This window comes from Roseimicrobium gellanilyticum, assembly GCF_003315205.1.
GTDB classification, from domain to species: domain Bacteria; phylum Verrucomicrobiota; class Verrucomicrobiia; order Verrucomicrobiales; family Verrucomicrobiaceae; genus Roseimicrobium; species Roseimicrobium gellanilyticum.
The window spans coordinates 47,947-63,614 of the sequence record NZ_QNRR01000020.1 but is presented as its reverse complement, the minus strand read 5'-3'; the positions used below and the strand labels follow the sequence as shown (position 1 = coordinate 63,614).

The window sequence follows — 15,668 nt, the reverse complement described above, 5'->3', positions numbered from 1 at the left end:
CACGCGCCTGTAGGCGCTTCCCATTTCAGGCTATCAACTATCAACCATAGACCATCAACCTCTTGACGCCCCCCTCGCGCGCCCTACCGCTGTGTTTTGCCTCCCTCCGTGCCCCGCACGCTTCCGCTTCTTTCATGTCCACCTCTGCTGATCCGATCCTCGTCCCCACTGACTACTTTCGCGAACTCACGCCTCAGGAGATTTTTGCCGATGGTGAGCGTCCGCTGGAACTGGACCTCGGCAGCGGGGACGGCACCTTCCTGGTGGAAATGGCGGCGCTGCATCCGGAGAGGAATTTCCTGGGTGTGGAGCGCCTGCTCGGGCGGGTGGAGAAGACAGCCAAGCGAATCCGCCAGCGTGGGCTGAAGAATGTCCGCGTGCTGCGGCTGGAAACCACCTACACCGTGGCCTGGCTGCTGCCCGCGAACCTTGCCAGCCGCATCCACCTGCTGTGCCCGGATCCCTGGCCGAAGAAGAAGCACCATGGCCGCCGCCTGCTGAATGACCCGGAATTCCTCGCGGGCCTGCACAAGGTCCTGCGGGACGGGGGTGAGTTCCTCGTGAAGACGGACGATCATCACTACTACGAGCATGTGCTGGAGGTCATGGCTGGCCAGGCACGGTTCCAGCGGCTGGACTGGCCCGAGGGTGCCTTTCCCTATCCGAAGACCGATTTTGAGGTGCAGTGGCTGGCGCTTAGCAAGTCCGTGGAGCGCGCCCGGTGGCGAAAGCTTCCGCCGGTAGTTTGAGATGGTGAAGGAATTGGCGCGGACTGTGCTTTCAGTCGCCCAACCTCCCGTTTGCACGTGGCGAGTCCATGGGACTCAAAGCTGCATCCTACTCCCATCTTATGCTCAACCATGGAACTCAGCCGCTTTTCTGACTACTCGCTCCGGGTGCTGATCTACGCGGCCGCGCGGGAAAACCAGAAGGTGACGCTGAGCGAACTGGCGCAGGCGTACCGCATCTCTCACCATCACCTTGTAAAAATCGTCCACTACCTGGGCAAGGTGGGCTTCCTGAGCAATCGACGTGGTCGCTCGGGTGGCATCCAGCTTGGCAAGAAGCCGGGGGACATTCGGGTGGGAGATGTGATTCGCCAGACGGAAACTCACTTCAATCTCGCGGAATGCTTCAATCCCGCCACGGACATGTGCCGCATCTCACCCACGTGCCGGCTGAAGGGCGTGTTTCATGAGGCACGGGATGCATTTCTCGATGTGCTGGATCACTACACCCTGGAGGATCTGGTGCAGAATCGCGGTCCCATCCTGCGATTGCTCACGCTGAACGGCACCACTCCACCTCCACCTGCTGCCGCCGCAGCGATGGCTGCTCCGCTGGAAGTGCCGAGGTAATGCCACAAGGGTGGTGAAATCGGCGAAGCTGTGATGACTCGTGCCTTCATGGAAGGCTGTGCTGTGGTTGCACCCCGATACTCCAATCAGGGACTCCCGCCGCGTGAAACACTTTCGCCAACAAGCTGTGGAAGGATGATGGCGCGAACCGGCATCAGCACGCTTGCGCAGTTTGGTCACAGGGTCATGAAAGTGCTCCCCATGCTCGCGGTGTGCTGCGGTTCCAGCAACCCAGCATCCCGCATGAGACCATACACGACTCGCCTGTCTCTTCTCCTCGCCCTGAGCTCCGCATCGCTACTCTTGACAGCGCAGGTTGTTTGCGCAGGAACCACGGCCTATTCCTCCAAGCAAGTCCAACAGCGGGTGGAGACTTTTGATCCCTATCGCAAGGGTGTCACTGAAGTCGAACTCAGTGCCGGCCACTTCTGGTCCGTCGGGACGAAGGGAACCGTGCGCCGTCCAGATACGGAGTGGATCATGGGCTCGGCCCGTTTTGGCTGGATGCTGAATGATGCCTCTGGCTCGGGTCCCTTCCGTGGGAACTGGGAATTCCTGGTGGGTGCGTTCGGCGACTACTTCTATGACGGTCCCGGCAACTACTTCGTAGGAGCGGACCTGAACCTGCGGTACAACTTCGTGCAACCCAACGCCACCGTGGTGCCCTTCATCCAAATCGGCGCCGGTGGTGCGTATGGCGACTGGGCAGATGAAGCGCCGGAGCAGGGGCTGGTGGGAACAGACTGGAACTGGGAACTTCAAGGTGCTCTCGGTGTCCGCTGGATGCTTAGCGAGCGACTCGCCCTGGTCACCTATGCTCAGTGGCAGCACTTCTCCAATGGCGGCAGCTCCAACAACAATCGCGGTCTCAATGGCGTGGGTGCGATGGCGGGATTGAGCTGGTTCTTCTAAACAATGAATTCCTGAATAACGATTGATTCGCGGATCGCGACATGCACGCGTTGCGATGATCTGGCATCTTTCATGCAGCACATGGCCATCTCACCAGGACTTCACTTGCTCCAGTGAATGGTCATCGCTTCATGAGCTGAGAAATTACCAACACCCCGTCGCGACCAGCGGTCGCAGCCACAAACAGTTTCCGGCGATGTCGTACGACGTCGCGAATAAAGATCCTGTTGTTCATGCTGTGGCCGCGACCGCTGGTCCCGGCGGGGTGTTTTCGGTGCGGCGGTAAGCGGTGCGACAGTAGGACGGTGTGGGCTCTTTGGGAAGTTCGCATGTTCCCAAGGTCTAGATCGCTCTCTGTCGTCTCTCGCCATACCACCGTCCTACCGCTCACCGTCGCACCGTTCACTGGATCAGCCGCGCAACGCGTGCGCTACGTTCACCATATTCGCCAGCGCTGCTTTCACCTCAGGCCAGCCGCGGGTCTTGAGGCCGCAGTCGGGATTCACCCACAGGTTGTCCTTGGGCAGCACGGCGGAGGCGCGATCCATGAGTTCGCGCATTTCCGCTGCGGGCGGGACACGGGGGCTGTGGATGTCGTACACGCCGGGTCCGATTTCATTCGGGTACTGGAAGCGCACGAAGGCATCGAGGAGTTCCATGCTGGAGCGTGAAGTCTCGATGGTGATCACATCCGCATCCATGGCCGCGATGGCTTCAATGATGTCATTGAAGTTGCTGTAGCACATATGCGTGTGGATCTGTGTGTCATCCCGCACAACCGACGCAGCAACACGGAATGATGCCACGGTCCACTGGAGATAGAAGGCTCGATCCTTCTCGCGAAGCGGCAGGCACTCGCGCAGTGCAGCTTCATCGATCTGAATCACACGGCAGCCGGCGGCTTCGAGGTCACGCACTTCATCGCGGATGGCGAGTGCGATCTGGCGGCAAACATCCGGGCGCGACAGGTCATTGCGCACGAAGCTCCAGTTCAGAATCGTGATGGGGCCGGTGAGCATGCCCTTCATGGGGCGCGAGGTGAGGCTCTGTGCATACTGGAACCAGCGCACCGTCATGGGATGAGGACGCGACACATCGCCGAAGATCACCGGTGGCTTCACGCAACGGCTGCCGTAGCTCTGCACCCAGCCATTCTGTGTGAAGGTGAAGCCATCGAGTTGCTCGCCGAAGTATTCCACCATGTCATTGCGCTCGAACTCACCATGCACCAGCACATCGATATCGAGCTCCTCCTGCACACGCACGCAACGCGCGGTCTCCTCGCCCAGCAGCGCTTCGTATTCTGCGTCGGTGAGTGAGCCCTTGCGCCAGCGGGCACGCCAGCTTCGCACTTCATCGGTCTGCGGGAAGGAGCCGATGGTGGTGGTGGGGAAGGCGGGGAGCTTCAGGCGGTTCCGTTGTACTTCCTGGCGCTTGGCGAAGGCGGAGTCGCGTTGCTCGTCCCCGGGGGTGAGGGCCGCCACGCGTTCACGCACGGCGGGCACCTGCAGTCTCGGATCGGTGGCCTTGGATGCGAGTGCGGATTGATTCCCAATCCACGCTGCATCGGTTTCGCGAGCAGCAGATACCGCGAGGCGTGCCAGCGTGGAGACTTCACCGAGCTTCTCAGCAGCGAAGGACATCCAGCTCTTGATGGCCGGCTCAAGCTTCGTCTCGTGCTGCAGACTCACGGGGGAGTGCAGCAGTGAACAGGACGGCGCGAGCCACACGCGATCACGGCCCAGCTTCTGCACGACCTGGTCGATGACTTTCAGCGAGGAGGCGAAGTCGTTCTTCCAGACATTGCGTCCGTCCACCACGCCAAGCGAGACGATGGTGCGCGTGGGCACCACTTCGAGCCCGTGCTCCAGATCGCTGGCGCCACGGGTGGCATCCAGATGGATGGCTTCCACGGGGAGACGGGCGAGTGAGAGGAAGTTTGCGCCTGCCGCGCCGAAGTAGCATGCCGTGATGAGCTTCAGTGCACCGGCTTTTTCACGCAGTACGTCATACGCCGTGGTGAAGTACTGCTTGATCGTAGTATCCAGATCCAGTGCGAAGATCGGCTCATCGAGTTGCACCCATTTCGCGCCCTGCGCGGCGAGCTTCTGCAGCACCTCGCCGTACACTTCGAGAAGTTTGGGAAGCAGTTTGAAGCGATCAAAGGAAGGGTTTGTGCCTCCGTGAACCTTGCCGAGGTAAAGATAGCTCACCGGACCGAGCAGCACGGGCTTGGTGCGATGACCCAGCGCGAGCGCTTCCTGGAACTCTGCGAAGGGCTTCTGGCTCGCGAGGCGGAAAGTGGTGCCGTCGTTGAACTCGGGCACGAGGTAGTGGTAGTTCGTGTCGAACCATTTTGTCATTTCACAGGCAGTCGCGCCGTGGCTGCCGCAGCCGCACTCACCATCATGTGTGTGCGAGGCACTTTCCTTCTTTTCCCCGGAGCGGCCTCGCGCCATGGCGAAGTAGGTTTCCAGATTCACATCGCCCTTGCCATCCCAGCCGAAGCGCTCCGGCACATTGCCCACGAGGCAGGACATGTCGAGCACCTGGTCATACAGGCTGAAATCATTGCTCGGGATCAAATCGATGCCGGCATCCGACTGGAGCTTCCAGTGCGTGGCGCGCAGCTCCCGTGCGGTAGTTTGCAGCGCGGTTTCATCCGAGGCGCCCTTCCAGAAGGACTCGACGGCTTTCTTGAGTTCGCGTCTGGCTCCGACGCGGGGAAAGCCCAGCGAATGCGAGAAGAGCGGGGCAGGGGAGGATGCAGTTGTGGTTGCGGATTCATTCGTAGTCATGCTTGCCGAAGTTGAATCCCGAGCCGCCTGTTGCATAATTCATGTTTTGGCGCTTCAACATTCGCCATACTTATGAGCCGTTCCGCCCTTCCCCCGCTTGAGCTCCGCCATCTGCGCACCTTTGCCGCCATTGCGGAGACACACAGTCTTTCCAAGGCCGCCGCCCGTCTGCACCTCACACAGCCTGCTGTTTCACATCAGGTGAAGGCGCTGGAAGACCTGTACGGCATCCCACTCTTCGAACGCAAGACCATGCCACTGCGGCTCACCCCGGGTGGCCAGCGCCTGCTCGGACTTGCACGCGAAGTGGAGATGCGTGTGGCAGAAGCGGAGCGCGATCTCTCACGCATCGCGGATGGACGTGCGGGGCAGTTGCGCATCGCCGTGGAGTGCCATTCGTGCTTCGACTGGCTCATGCCTTCCATGGATGCCTTCCGCGAACGCTGGCCGGAGGTGGAGATGGATCTCGTGTCCGGCTTCCACGCGGATCCGGTGGGCCTGCTGGGCGAAGATCGCGCGGACCTCGTGATCGTGTCGCATGCCATCAAGCGGACGGATACGGTGTTCCATCCGTTGTTCCGCTATGAAGTGTCTGCGCTTCTTGCAAAAGAGCACCCGCTGACGGCGAAGCCGTTTCTCGCAGCGAAGGACTTCGCCAAGGAGACCCTTGTGACCTATCCCATTCCGGATGATCGCATCGACGTGCTGCGCGAGTTCTTGATTCCCGCACGCGTGGAGCCTGCCAAGCGCCGCACCACGGAGCTCACCGTCGCCATCCTGCAACTCGTGGCCAGCAAACGAGCCATCGCCGCCATGCCCCGCTGGGCCGTGCAGCCGTTTCTGGATCGCGAATACGTCGTGGCCCGTCCCATTGGAAAGAAGGGGCTGCAAAGCGCTCTTCACGCTGCCACGACGGAAGCCGCCGCCAGCGCCGCTTACATGCGTGACTTCCTGGACATCATGCGGAGGGTGAGCTTTGCGTCGCTGTCGGGGATTACGGCGTTGTAGTGTTCCCAAATGTTCCCTATGTGATCACCGTGGTATGCGAGGTGACTGGAGGCAGCTTGCTCCCGGAGGGAGCGCGGATGGTAGCCGGTCGGTGAAGGGAGTCTCGACGACCGAAACCACCGGATCTTGCGCGTGAGAATTGGAGCGTGCCGGAGGTGCGCCGGAAGGTGTGCCAAAACCATGTAACGCGTAATCGTCAGCGACACGCCCTTCCGCCGTACCCTCCGGGACGGAGCATCGTTCTTCATCTGATCCGGTGGTTCCCGGCCTGATTACAGGCCTCCACCACCGGCTACCGGCCAATGTCCCTCCGGGACAAAGAAATAAACTTGCCGACAGTTTCCGTTCATCTTGATCGTTCGTGGGGCAACTGCATGCTCCGCACCACATTCCTCACATTCGTTATCGTTGCGTTCACGGCAGGCTTTGTCGTTGCCCAAAACCCCAAGCCTCCCGCCAAGAAACCCGCGGCTGCCAAACGCGAACCACTCCCCAGCACCCCGCCGGACACCATCCAGGCCGAGCTCGATATCACCTATGGCAAGACACCCGAGCAGGAACTCAAGCTCGACATCTACCGCCCCAAAGCTGGCGGAGACAAGCTCCCTGCATGCCTCCTCGTGCACGGGGGTGGCTGGGTGAAGGGAGACAAGGAGCGCTTCCGACCACTCGCCATCTCCCTTGCGGAGAAAGGTTATGTCGTCGCAAACATCGAATACCGCCTCGGCCCCGTCGCGAAGTACCCGGCGGCGGTGCAGGACTGCAATCTCGCGGTGCGCTTCGTGCGGGCGAATGCCTCGCGTTTCGGCATCGATCCCAATCGCATCGGCGCGTGGGGAGGCAGCGCGGGCGGCCACCTCGTCGGCATGATGGCCGCAGCACCAACGCACGAAAAATACCTCACCGGTGATTTGCGGGATGTCTCCGCAGCGGTGCAGGCCTCCTGTGTCATGGCCGGGCCCACGGACCTCACGATGGAAAAGTTCGTCGAGGCCCTCCGTCGAGCGAAGGAGAAGAGCTACGCGTTTCAATGGCTCGGTAAACTCTATGACGATGCGCCGGAACTGTATCGTGAAGCGTCACCCATCACACACTTCAGCAAGTCCACCGGTCCTGTGCTCTTTCTCACGGGAGATCTCGACAATCCGGAACGTGATGCTCCGGGAATGGCAAAGCTGAAGGAGCTCGGTGTGCCGACGAAGCAGGTCATCTTAAAGGATGCCAGGCACGGCTGCTGGATGCAAAAGCCCTGGCATGCGCAGTGCGTGGATGCTGTCGATGCGTGGTTCAAGGAGCATCTGAAGTAAGCGGTGTCTGTATTCCTCCCTGTCATCCAGTCATGACGCGACTCACTTTCCTCACTCTGGTAGCCACCCTCGTCTGCACGGCAGCGCGCTCGTTCGCAGCGGAGACCCCATCCCGCCCACCAAACATCATCTTCATCCTCACGGATGATCTCGGCTACGGTGATCTCGGATGTTATGGCGCAAAGGATATCAACACGCCGCAGCTGGATCGCATGGCAACGGAGGGGACGCGCTTTATTGACTTCTCCGTGGCAGCGGCCCTCTGCACGCCCTCACGCGCAGCGATCATGACCGGGCGTTATCCGGGCCGAAGCGGACTCGCCACGGGTGTATTACGACCTGATGCTGCCAACGGTCTGCCGACGGAAGAGCTCACACTCGCCGAAGTGGCGAAGACCCGAGGCTACGTCACAGGCTGCATTGGGAAGTGGCACCTCGGCTTTGTGAAAGGCTCACGTCCCATGGACCAGGGATTCGACAGCTACTATGGCGTGCTGCACAACCTGGATAAACACGAGACGGTGATCTTCGAAAAGGAAGGTGGCATGCCCGTGCTGCGTGGTGATGTGGTGGAGAAGCGCCCTGCCATCCCATCGGAAATGACCGGACTCTACACCGCGGAGGCCCTGAAGTTCATCGAGACAAACAAGGACAAGCCCTTCTTCCTCTATCTCGGGCATGCCATGCCGCATATTCCCTTCGAACCTTCGGCACGATTCAACGGACAATCCTTCCGTGGTGCGTATGGCGACACCGTGCAGGAGCTCGACTGGAGCACCGGCGAGATTCTTGAGAAGCTGCGGGCACTTGGTCTCGCGGAGAATACGCTGGTGATTTTCACGAGCGACAACGGTCCCGAGCGCAAGACGCCCGGATCCACGGCCGGCCTTCAGGGATCAAAACACACGGTTCATGAAGGCGGTCTCCGTGTTCCGTTCATCCTGTGGTGGCCCGGTCATGTGCCAGCAGGCCGGGTGAGTCATGACATCATCTTTTCGCTCGATCTCCTGCCGACATTCGCCCGGCTGGCAGGCGCGTCACTTCCGCCAGATCTCAAGCTCGATGGCCTCGATGTGTCCCAAGCATGGCTGGGAAAGGGGATGCCCTCAAACACACCGCGAACGTTGTACTCTCTCTATGGGCTGAACCAGCGTCGGCTGGAGTCGATTCGCGAAGGCATGTGGAAGCTGCATCTCACCGAACCGCCCGCCTTGTATGATCTGGATATCGATGTGGGCGAGACGCGTGATGCGTCAGAGGGCTACTCAGACCTTGTAGAAAGGCTGTCCAAGATTGCGGCGAAGATTCGCGCGGAGACGGTGAAGACTGCGGTCCCGCGATGATCATCTTAGGCGGCGAATACGTCGTCAGGCTACAAAAGCAAACGATGCATGGGGGTCCCCACCTTTTGCAAACCACCTAGCGCGAAGCCCTTTGGAGCGCGTGTGTGCGCGAAGCACCGCTTTGGTATGCCATGTCGCGAATCGAGCGAACTTCCTGGAGTGCTGGAGCTTGCTCCAGCTTTCCGCAGGCAGCTTGCTGCCGTGAAGTCAGAGAACAGAGCAGCAATCCTCCAGCATGGTCCTCAATAGGTCGCTTCGCGCAGGGCAAAGGGCCGCGTGAACCATTTCAGGATGTCCGTCATCTTCCTGTGTGCTATTGCCTTGGTGGCAGCAGCCCAATGCCCCGTCTGGAGCCGCCTTCCTCACGATCATCAAAGATCGCCTTTTTCCCCGCGAACACCGGTGTGTCCTTCGCGACCTGCACCGCCTTGGCATAGGGGTCTTCTTCCAACCGCTTCATATCATCCATCTCCAGCCGCGTCGTGGCGAAGACGGGAAGGATTGGCGTGCCATCCGCGCGCTCCTCGTACTTCCCGTCCTTGTCCTGCACCATGAGCAGGCCGCCCACGCGTCCACCAGGAGTCTCACCCACCACGATGTCCAGCTTGAAGGGTTCTTTCATCTTCACCCACTTGCCGAAGTAGGCCGTGCGATTTCCCGCCACGGGCGGTCCCTTGAACTCCTGTCGGATTTCATCGTCGTACTTGCCCTCGCCCACACCGGCCATCGGCACCCAGGAGCCATCCAGCACCGGCCTGTTGTTGATATACACAATGAGCAGGTCATCGAAGAATCCCACGAAGCGATATGTGCCCGCCTTCGGCGGAGTCACCATGCCGCTGTAGTGCACGAACCATCCACGCGGCTCCACTTCCTTCTCCACGTTGAAGCACTTCGGCCCTTCTTGTGCCGCCATGTTTGGCACGAGCAGGTAGGTGAAGCTCACCTCCTGCTTCGCCTTGTAGTAGTCCTTCAGCGCGGAGGGCGAGAAGCGGCGTGAGGCCGCATGATTGATCACGGCGATGTAGTCGGGGAAGGTGCCGCTGTAGGGCAGGGCCTTGCGCTCACGATCCTGCTTCATGTCATAGAAGGCGCCGGGCAGCCCCTCGCCACCCACACGGCCAAAGAAGGTCATCGGCGCAAATCCCTTGGACATGCCGATGCCCTGGCCTCCACCACCACCTCCTCCTGCTCCGCCGCCCCCGAAGCCCAGGCTGCCCGACGCTCCGCCCATGATGGAGCTGGTCTCTGGCAGGTCGATGCTCTCCATGGGAATATCTGGCAGCTGAATCGCCGCGAGCCCGGTCTGGCTCACAATCTTCTGCCGTGGGATGGCCTGCTGCATGGGGCGGCGCTTCTTTTCCTTCAGCATCTTGTGAAGCTCATGCGAGGCCGTGTCTCCCGCCTTGTTTCCGCCGCCGGGAAGGAAATCCACTGGCTTCTCCGGGTTCGCGATGGTGGTGATCAGAAAGTAGGCGCCCACCAGGAGCAGCGCGTGAATGGTGAGGCTGAGCAGCAGCGAGCCGCCACCCACAGCATACCAGTATCTTCTCGCCTTGTGTCCGAAGGTCTCCGGCGGAGCAGGCGCAAGCTCGGGCTGGAACTGCATGGGAGCAGCATGAGCATGGGCATGCCCATGCCCCTGTGATGCAATGGCGGCAGGCAGCGGGATGGCCTGGGTGACCACAGGCGCTACTGGGGCGCTGGAGGAGGGGGGCAGGACATAGTCCTGGGACTCAGGAACGCTGGAAGTGGGGGACAAGCTCTGAATGACCACCGATTTCGGCTTCTGCACAGGCCCGGAGGACGTGGCAGGCTCGTGGTTGGGGTGGGGCACTTGGGAGGAATCGCTGGGGCTCATACGGGGCGGATGGCAGGGAGAAAATGGGCTCTGCCGGGCACATCGATTCATCCGCGATTGTCTTGGAATAATTCGCCCCTTTTCTTTTGCTTCGTGTTGCCTGTGACCGGGAGGGCATGGTCATTTCCCTGCGCAGCGATGTGGCCTCACCAATGATGGTCATCCGGTGTCCTTGATTTTAGGCGCGGAAGGACAATCCCTGTCCCGGGCAGAGCGGCCATGTGCGGATTTGTTTGCTCAGAGCCAAGGGCCTTGCTACCTCTTGGCTCTCTCCTCACGAATCCATGTCCCTGACCTACCTCGACGCCATCCGCGAAGCCCAGCACGATGCCCTGGCCCGGGATCCGCGCGTCTTCATCTACGGGCAGGATATCGGCAAGTTCGGCGGCGCGTTCAAGGCGACGAAACGCCTCGCGGAGGAGTTCCCCGGCCGCGTGCTGGATGCCCCCATCAGTGAGGATGCCATGGTGGGCGTGGCCATCGGTGCTGCCATTGAAGGCGCACGGCCCATCGTGGAGATGCAGTTCGCGGACTTCAGCAGCGTGGGCTTCAACCAGATCGTCAATCAGGCAGCCACCCATTTCTGGCGCACGAATGTGCCGTGCCCCATCGTCATCCGCCTGCCCAGCGGCGGCACCGCCGGCTCCGGCCCCTTCCACAGCCAGAGCATGGAGAGCATCTATGCGCATTACCCGGGACTCATCATCCTGACGCCTGCGACGGTGGAGGATGCCTACCACATGCTGCTTGCCGCCGTGGGCTGCACAGACCCGGTGATCTTCTGCGAGCACAAGTTCCTCTACTACCACCTCAAGGCGGATGCCCTGCCGGATGAAACCCTCCCGCTGGGGAAGGCCCGCATCGCCCGCCCTGGTCGCCACGCCACCGTGGTCGCTTATTCCGCGATGGTGCATGAGAGCATTCGCGCCGCGGAAGAGCTGGCGAAGGACGGCTACCAAATCGAGGTGGTGGACCTGCGCAGTGTGAAGCCGATTGATACGGATACCATCCTCGCCTCCGTGGCCCGCACGGGCCGCCTGCTGTGTGTGGGTGAATCCTTCCCCTGGGGCGGAGTGACTGCGGAGGTGATTGCGCGTGTCACCACGGAAGGATTTCACCTGCTGGATGCTCCCCCGCAACGTCTGAATTCCAAGGACACACCGATCCCGTATCATCCCAATCTGTGGAAGGCCCATCGTCCGACGTCCCCGGCGATTGTGAATGAGTTGAGGCGGCTGCTGAAGTATTAACGTACCTCGCGAGTCCCTTCGCGAGTCAGTAGGCTCGGCAGCGCACCAGATCATATCATCTCGCGAAGGGACTCGCGAGCTACGTTGGTAGCCGTCACTCGCTGGCACTGCATCGTCGTGCGGCGATGGCCTCTTCGTGGTAGAGGCTGGATAATCAGCACTTTCCCCAAAGAACTTTCCCATTGCACCCGTAGTGGCAATCCGCTGGAATCCGACTCCACCACCGCCACCTCTTTCTTTTTCACTCCGCATGACTCAAGCCGCGCCCGCCCTCTCTGACGAGAAGTCCCACATGAAGCTCTTTTGGGCGTGTTTCATCGCGCTGGTGGCCACGTCGTTTGTCTTCGGCATCCGGGCGAATACGCTGGGAGCGCTGCAGGATTCGCTGAATCTCTCGGAGCAGCAGAAGGGGGCCATCAATGGCGCGGGCATGTGGCCCTTCGCCCTCAGCATCATTTTCTTTAGCCTCATCATCGACCGCATCGGGTACAAGACGGTGGCTGTCTTCGCGATCATCTGCCATTTGGTGTCGCTGTATTTCCATCTCCAGTCCAGCACGTACCGTGACTTCTACTGGAGCACGCTGCTCGTCTCCGTGGCGAATGGCTCGGTGGAATCGTTCATCAACCCCGTGGTGGCCACCCTCTTCGCGAAGCAGAAGTCGAAGTGGCTGAATATCCTGCACGCAGGCTGGCCGGCGGGATTGGCGCTGGGCGCGCTGGTGTGCCTGCTCTTCCCGAATACGACGCTCTTCTTTGACACGTCTTGGAAGTTCCGCTTTGCCACCTGCCTCATCCCGGTGGTGGTGTATGCCATCCTCGTGTTCCCCTGCAAGTTCCCCGTGCAGGAGCGCGTGGCCGCAGGCGTGAGCTACCGCGACATGCTCAAGGTCTTCGGTGCGGTCGGTTTCTTCATCTTCTTCGCCATGTTCACCATGGCCATCTACCAGTCTCGCACAGAGGAGATCAACTGGGGCGTGGTGCTGGCCGTCGGCGGTGCCGCCGCATTGCTCGCAGGCATTTACACCCGATCGTTGGGACATTGGCTCTTCCTCGTGGTGCTGGTCACCATTGGACCGCTGGCCACCACGGAGCTGGGTACGGACGGCTGGATGCCTGAACTCCTGAAGCTCGGCGGCCCTGCCGGGGTGGATGGCGCCATGTTTGCCGCCGGCATCTTCCTTTACACCTCCACCATCATGACGGTGCTGCGCTTCTACGCCGGGCCCATCGTGCACAGCTTCTCGCCCATCGGCCTGCTCGTCGTCAGCGCACTGGTGGCGATTGGCGGATTGCTCTTCCTCTCTGTGTCCGCTGGCTGGATGATTGTCGCGGCCGCCACCGTGTACGCCTTTGGCAAGACCTTCCTCTGGAGCACCACCCTGGGCCTCACCGCCGAGCAACTTCCCAAGGGCGGAGCGCTCGCGCTGAATGGCGTGTCCGCCGTGGGCGTGCTCTTCCTCGGCGTGCTCGGCGCGCCGTACCTCGGCTTCAAGCAGGACAACGACCTCGCAAAGACCCTCTCAACGGAGCATGCCGCGCTCTACGCGGAAGTGAAAGGTCCCGAAAAACCCAGCACCTTCGGCAATGTCCCCAGCCTCGACCAGGCAAAAGTCACCGCCCTGAGCGCGGAAAAGAAGGCGGAACTGGAAAAAGTGCAGGCCCCGAGCAAGCGCGGGATGTTCGTGACCATCGCCATCCTGCCCACCTTCATGCTGGTGTGCTACATCTTCCTCTGGTTCTACTTTAAGGCCAAGGGCGGGTACAAACCGGTCTCCATCTCCCACGGCGAAGAGGCCGAACCGGGCTTCTGAGGCCACGGCAGGGGCAGTTTTTGCTTGTCCGGCCTCTCCTTTCTGATAAAACCGCGCTGCCCTGAAGGAGTCGGCGCTTCTTCACGTTTGTTTTTGCCAGTTTCTTCAAGACAGCAACCACGCATCCATCCATCCAACCAACACAATAAAATATGAGTAACGACGGCATCGCACCCAACGCCAAACGCCTCCTCTGGGCGGGCTTTATGGCCATCTTGGCGGCAGGGGTAGGTTTCGCAATTCGAGGGCAGATTTTTGACGTCTGGCGCGCAAAGTTCGGTTTCACCGGCCTTGAGGTAGGTCTTGTTGGTGGTGCTGGTTTCACGGGCTTTTGTTTCGGCATCATCATTGGTGGTGTGATCGTGGACAAGATAGGCTACGGGAAGCTGGTGGTCGCCGCGCTGTTGTTCCACGTGCTTTCTGCGGTGGTGACATTCGGAGCCATGGACGGCATGGCGACCAAGACGGCTTTCGTTTATCTCTGGACCGGAACGTTCCTTTTCGCGGTGGCGAACGGTACTCTTGAAGCCGTGGCAAACCCGCTGGTGGCAACGCTGTTCCCCAACAATCGTACGCACTATCTCAACATCCTCCACGCGAGCTGGCCTCTGGGCATGGTGCTCGGCGGCAGCGCCGGTGCGTTCCTGGGTGAGCAGTTCCACTGGGGCTGGAAGGCCCAGCTGGCTCTCTTCCTCGTGCCTACGGCCATCTATGCGCTCATGTTCATGGGCCAGAAGTTCCCGAAGTCGGAAGCTTCCCAGAAGGGCCTTGGCCTTGGTCAGATGCTCAAGGACGTGGGCATCATGGGTGCCGCAGTGATTGGCCTTTTCATCGGCCTCTTCTTCAAGGATGGCCTTGGACCCTTGCTCGCTGGCTTCACCGGCAGCGACTTCTTCAGCAGCTCGAGCTGGATGTGGATTTCCGTAGCCATCGGTGTGGCCACCTGGTTGCTCTTCAGCGGACTGAGCGGTTGGGCCGTGGGTGCCTGGCTCCTTTTCGTGCTCTTCATCACCCACGCGCTCGTCGGTGCTGTTGAACTCGGTACGGACGGCTGGATCCAGAACATCACTGGCAACATCCTTACGCCGATTGAAGGCAAGTACCTGTTCATCGCTACCTCGGCGCTAATGTTTGCCCTTCGTTTCTGCGCCCACTTCATTGAGAAGAACCTCAAGCTGTCCCCGATCGGCATTCTGCTGGTGTGCGCACTGATTGCGTGCCTCGGCCTCAACATGGTGGCCGGTGTGACTGCCTTTGGTGGCGCTCTTGGCGCGGTGCTGATCTACGGTGTGGGCAAGACCTTCTTCTGGCCCACCATGCTGGCTGTGGTCGGTGACCGCTTCCCGAGTACGGGTGCTGTGGCCATGAGCATCATGGGCGGCATCGGGATGATGTCCGCCGGTCTGGTCGGCTCGCCCGGACTCGGCTATGCCAAGGACCGTTTCGCGGGTGAGTCACTCGCAAGTACCGATGCCGCACTGTATCAGCAATACAAGGCAGAGAAACCGAGCGCTTGGATGGGCTTCATTCTGGATCCTGCGACTGGCCTGGACGGCAAGAAGCTGGGCGAAGCCAAAACGAAGCTGGGCGCTGCCCGTGAGGAGTTGGTTAAAGCAGGTACCAAGGACCCGCAGGCTGCCTATGCAAAACTGACTCCCGAAGAGCAGAAGGTGCTCAAGGCAGACATTGAAGGTGATCGCAAGACCCTTCGTGCAGACGCCTTCATTCCTGCTGCGATGGCAGTGATCTACCTGCTGCTCCTGCTCTACTTCAAGGGCATCGGTGGATACAAGCCAGTTTCCATCGAAACCGAACGCATTACCGGTGGCGTCAATGCGCCTATGGAAGCGTGACGTTTCCAACATGAGTCCTAAAAGGCGGCTGACTTCGGTCAGCCGCCTTTTTCTTTGTCCACTCATCACTCAAGCCAGCGCACCAATATTTGAGAGAAATCCTCCATGAACGTCTCGTGACCGAAACAATCCACATCAGCACGGCGCGGCCCTTAAGCAAACCAC

Annotated in this window: 11 protein-coding genes; 9 read left to right on the top strand and 2 right to left on the bottom strand. The window is 60.4% G+C overall.

What is annotated here, in order from left to right:
• Nucleotides 1-134: 134 nt before the first annotated feature.
• The 3 genes from trmB (at nucleotide 135) to DES53_RS31035 (ending at nucleotide 2,270) form a co-directional block, all read left to right on the top strand.
• Nucleotides 135-749 (top strand): tRNA (guanosine(46)-N7)-methyltransferase TrmB, encoded by a 615-nt coding sequence (gene trmB / locus DES53_RS31045; RefSeq protein WP_113962232.1) that lies wholly within the window; start codon nucleotides 135-137, stop codon nucleotides 747-749.
• A gap of 111 nt (nucleotides 750-860) precedes the next feature.
• Nucleotides 861-1,358: an Rrf2 family transcriptional regulator gene (locus DES53_RS31040; protein ID WP_113962231.1), complete on the top strand. Its 498-nt coding sequence runs from the start codon at nucleotides 861-863 to the stop codon at nucleotides 1,356-1,358.
• 243 nt (nucleotides 1,359-1,601) lie between these two features.
• Entirely contained in the window at nucleotides 1,602-2,270 is a 669-nt protein-coding gene (locus DES53_RS31035) for an acyloxyacyl hydrolase (protein WP_211325753.1), read from the top strand.
• Nucleotides 2,271-2,680: 410 nt separating this feature from the next.
• Here DES53_RS31035 and metE read toward each other — a convergent pair whose 3' ends face one another.
• Nucleotides 2,681-5,068 carry a 5-methyltetrahydropteroyltriglutamate--homocysteine S-methyltransferase gene (metE, locus tag DES53_RS31030; protein ID WP_211325752.1) on the bottom strand — a complete coding sequence of 796 codons (2,388 nt, stop codon included), beginning with the start codon at nucleotides 5,066-5,068 and terminating at the stop codon, nucleotides 2,681-2,683.
• A gap of 72 nt (nucleotides 5,069-5,140) precedes the next feature.
• Here metE and DES53_RS31025 point away from each other — a divergent pair, with 72 nt between their 5' ends.
• The 3 genes from DES53_RS31025 to DES53_RS31015 all read left to right on the top strand — a co-directional run bounded on the left by DES53_RS31025 (nucleotide 5,141) and on the right by DES53_RS31015 (nucleotide 8,726).
• On the top strand, nucleotides 5,141-6,076 hold the full coding sequence (locus DES53_RS31025; protein WP_113962228.1) for a LysR family transcriptional regulator: 936 nt from the start codon (nucleotides 5,141-5,143) through the stop codon (nucleotides 6,074-6,076).
• Nucleotides 6,077-6,450: 374 nt separating this feature from the next.
• Nucleotides 6,451-7,383, top strand: coding sequence for an alpha/beta hydrolase (locus tag DES53_RS31020; protein ID WP_170157562.1), 933 nt, complete (start codon nucleotides 6,451-6,453; stop codon nucleotides 7,381-7,383).
• Nucleotides 7,384-7,415: 32 nt separating this feature from the next.
• A complete protein-coding gene (locus DES53_RS31015) occupies nucleotides 7,416-8,726 on the top strand; it encodes a sulfatase family protein (RefSeq protein WP_113962226.1) in 1,311 nt (436 codons plus the stop codon).
• A 313-nt stretch (nucleotides 8,727-9,039) separates the two neighbouring features.
• Here DES53_RS31015 and DES53_RS31010 read toward each other — a convergent pair whose 3' ends face one another.
• Nucleotides 9,040-10,587: a PA14 domain-containing protein gene (locus tag DES53_RS31010; protein ID WP_245958303.1), complete on the bottom strand. Its 1,548-nt coding sequence runs from the start codon at nucleotides 10,585-10,587 to the stop codon at nucleotides 9,040-9,042.
• Nucleotides 10,588-10,871: 284 nt separating this feature from the next.
• On the opposite strand from DES53_RS31010, the gene DES53_RS31005 reads away from it, so the two are divergent.
• The 3 genes from DES53_RS31005 (at nucleotide 10,872) to DES53_RS30995 (ending at nucleotide 15,503) form a co-directional block, all read left to right on the top strand.
• Nucleotides 10,872-11,837, top strand: a complete 966-nt coding sequence (locus DES53_RS31005; RefSeq protein WP_113962225.1) for an alpha-ketoacid dehydrogenase subunit beta — start codon at nucleotides 10,872-10,874, stop codon at nucleotides 11,835-11,837.
• Between the two features lie 250 nt (nucleotides 11,838-12,087).
• Nucleotides 12,088-13,650 (top strand): MFS transporter, encoded by a 1,563-nt coding sequence (locus DES53_RS31000; RefSeq protein WP_113962224.1) that lies wholly within the window; start codon nucleotides 12,088-12,090, stop codon nucleotides 13,648-13,650.
• A 152-nt stretch (nucleotides 13,651-13,802) separates the two neighbouring features.
• Nucleotides 13,803-15,503 (top strand): MFS transporter, encoded by a 1,701-nt coding sequence (locus DES53_RS30995; protein ID WP_245958302.1) that lies wholly within the window; start codon nucleotides 13,803-13,805, stop codon nucleotides 15,501-15,503.
• Nucleotides 15,504-15,668 lie beyond the last annotated feature (165 nt).

Excerpts from the sequence above, each read along its gene's own strand:
- trmB (WP_113962232.1), top strand. The coding sequence starts at position 135 with ATGTCCACCTCTGCTGATCCGATCCTCGTCCCCACTGACTACTTTCGC.
- DES53_RS31025 (WP_113962228.1), top strand. The coding sequence starts at position 5,141 with ATGAGCCGTTCCGCCCTTCCCCCGCTTGAGCTCCGCCATCTGCGCACC.
- DES53_RS31015 (WP_113962226.1), top strand. The coding sequence starts at position 7,416 with ATGACGCGACTCACTTTCCTCACTCTGGTAGCCACCCTCGTCTGCACG.
- DES53_RS31040 (WP_113962231.1), top strand. The coding sequence starts at position 861 with ATGGAACTCAGCCGCTTTTCTGACTACTCGCTCCGGGTGCTGATCTAC.
- DES53_RS31005 (WP_113962225.1), top strand. The coding sequence starts at position 10,872 with ATGTCCCTGACCTACCTCGACGCCATCCGCGAAGCCCAGCACGATGCC.
- metE (WP_211325752.1), bottom strand. The coding sequence starts at position 5,068 with ATGACTACGAATGAATCCGCAACCACAACTGCATCCTCCCCTGCCCCG.
- DES53_RS31020 (WP_170157562.1), top strand. The coding sequence starts at position 6,451 with ATGCTCCGCACCACATTCCTCACATTCGTTATCGTTGCGTTCACGGCA.
- DES53_RS31000 (WP_113962224.1), top strand. The coding sequence starts at position 12,088 with ATGACTCAAGCCGCGCCCGCCCTCTCTGACGAGAAGTCCCACATGAAG.
- DES53_RS31035 (WP_211325753.1), top strand. The coding sequence starts at position 1,602 with ATGAGACCATACACGACTCGCCTGTCTCTTCTCCTCGCCCTGAGCTCC.
- DES53_RS30995 (WP_245958302.1), top strand. The coding sequence starts at position 13,803 with ATGAGTAACGACGGCATCGCACCCAACGCCAAACGCCTCCTCTGGGCG.
- DES53_RS31010 (WP_245958303.1), bottom strand. The coding sequence starts at position 10,587 with ATGAGCCCCAGCGATTCCTCCCAAGTGCCCCACCCCAACCACGAGCCT.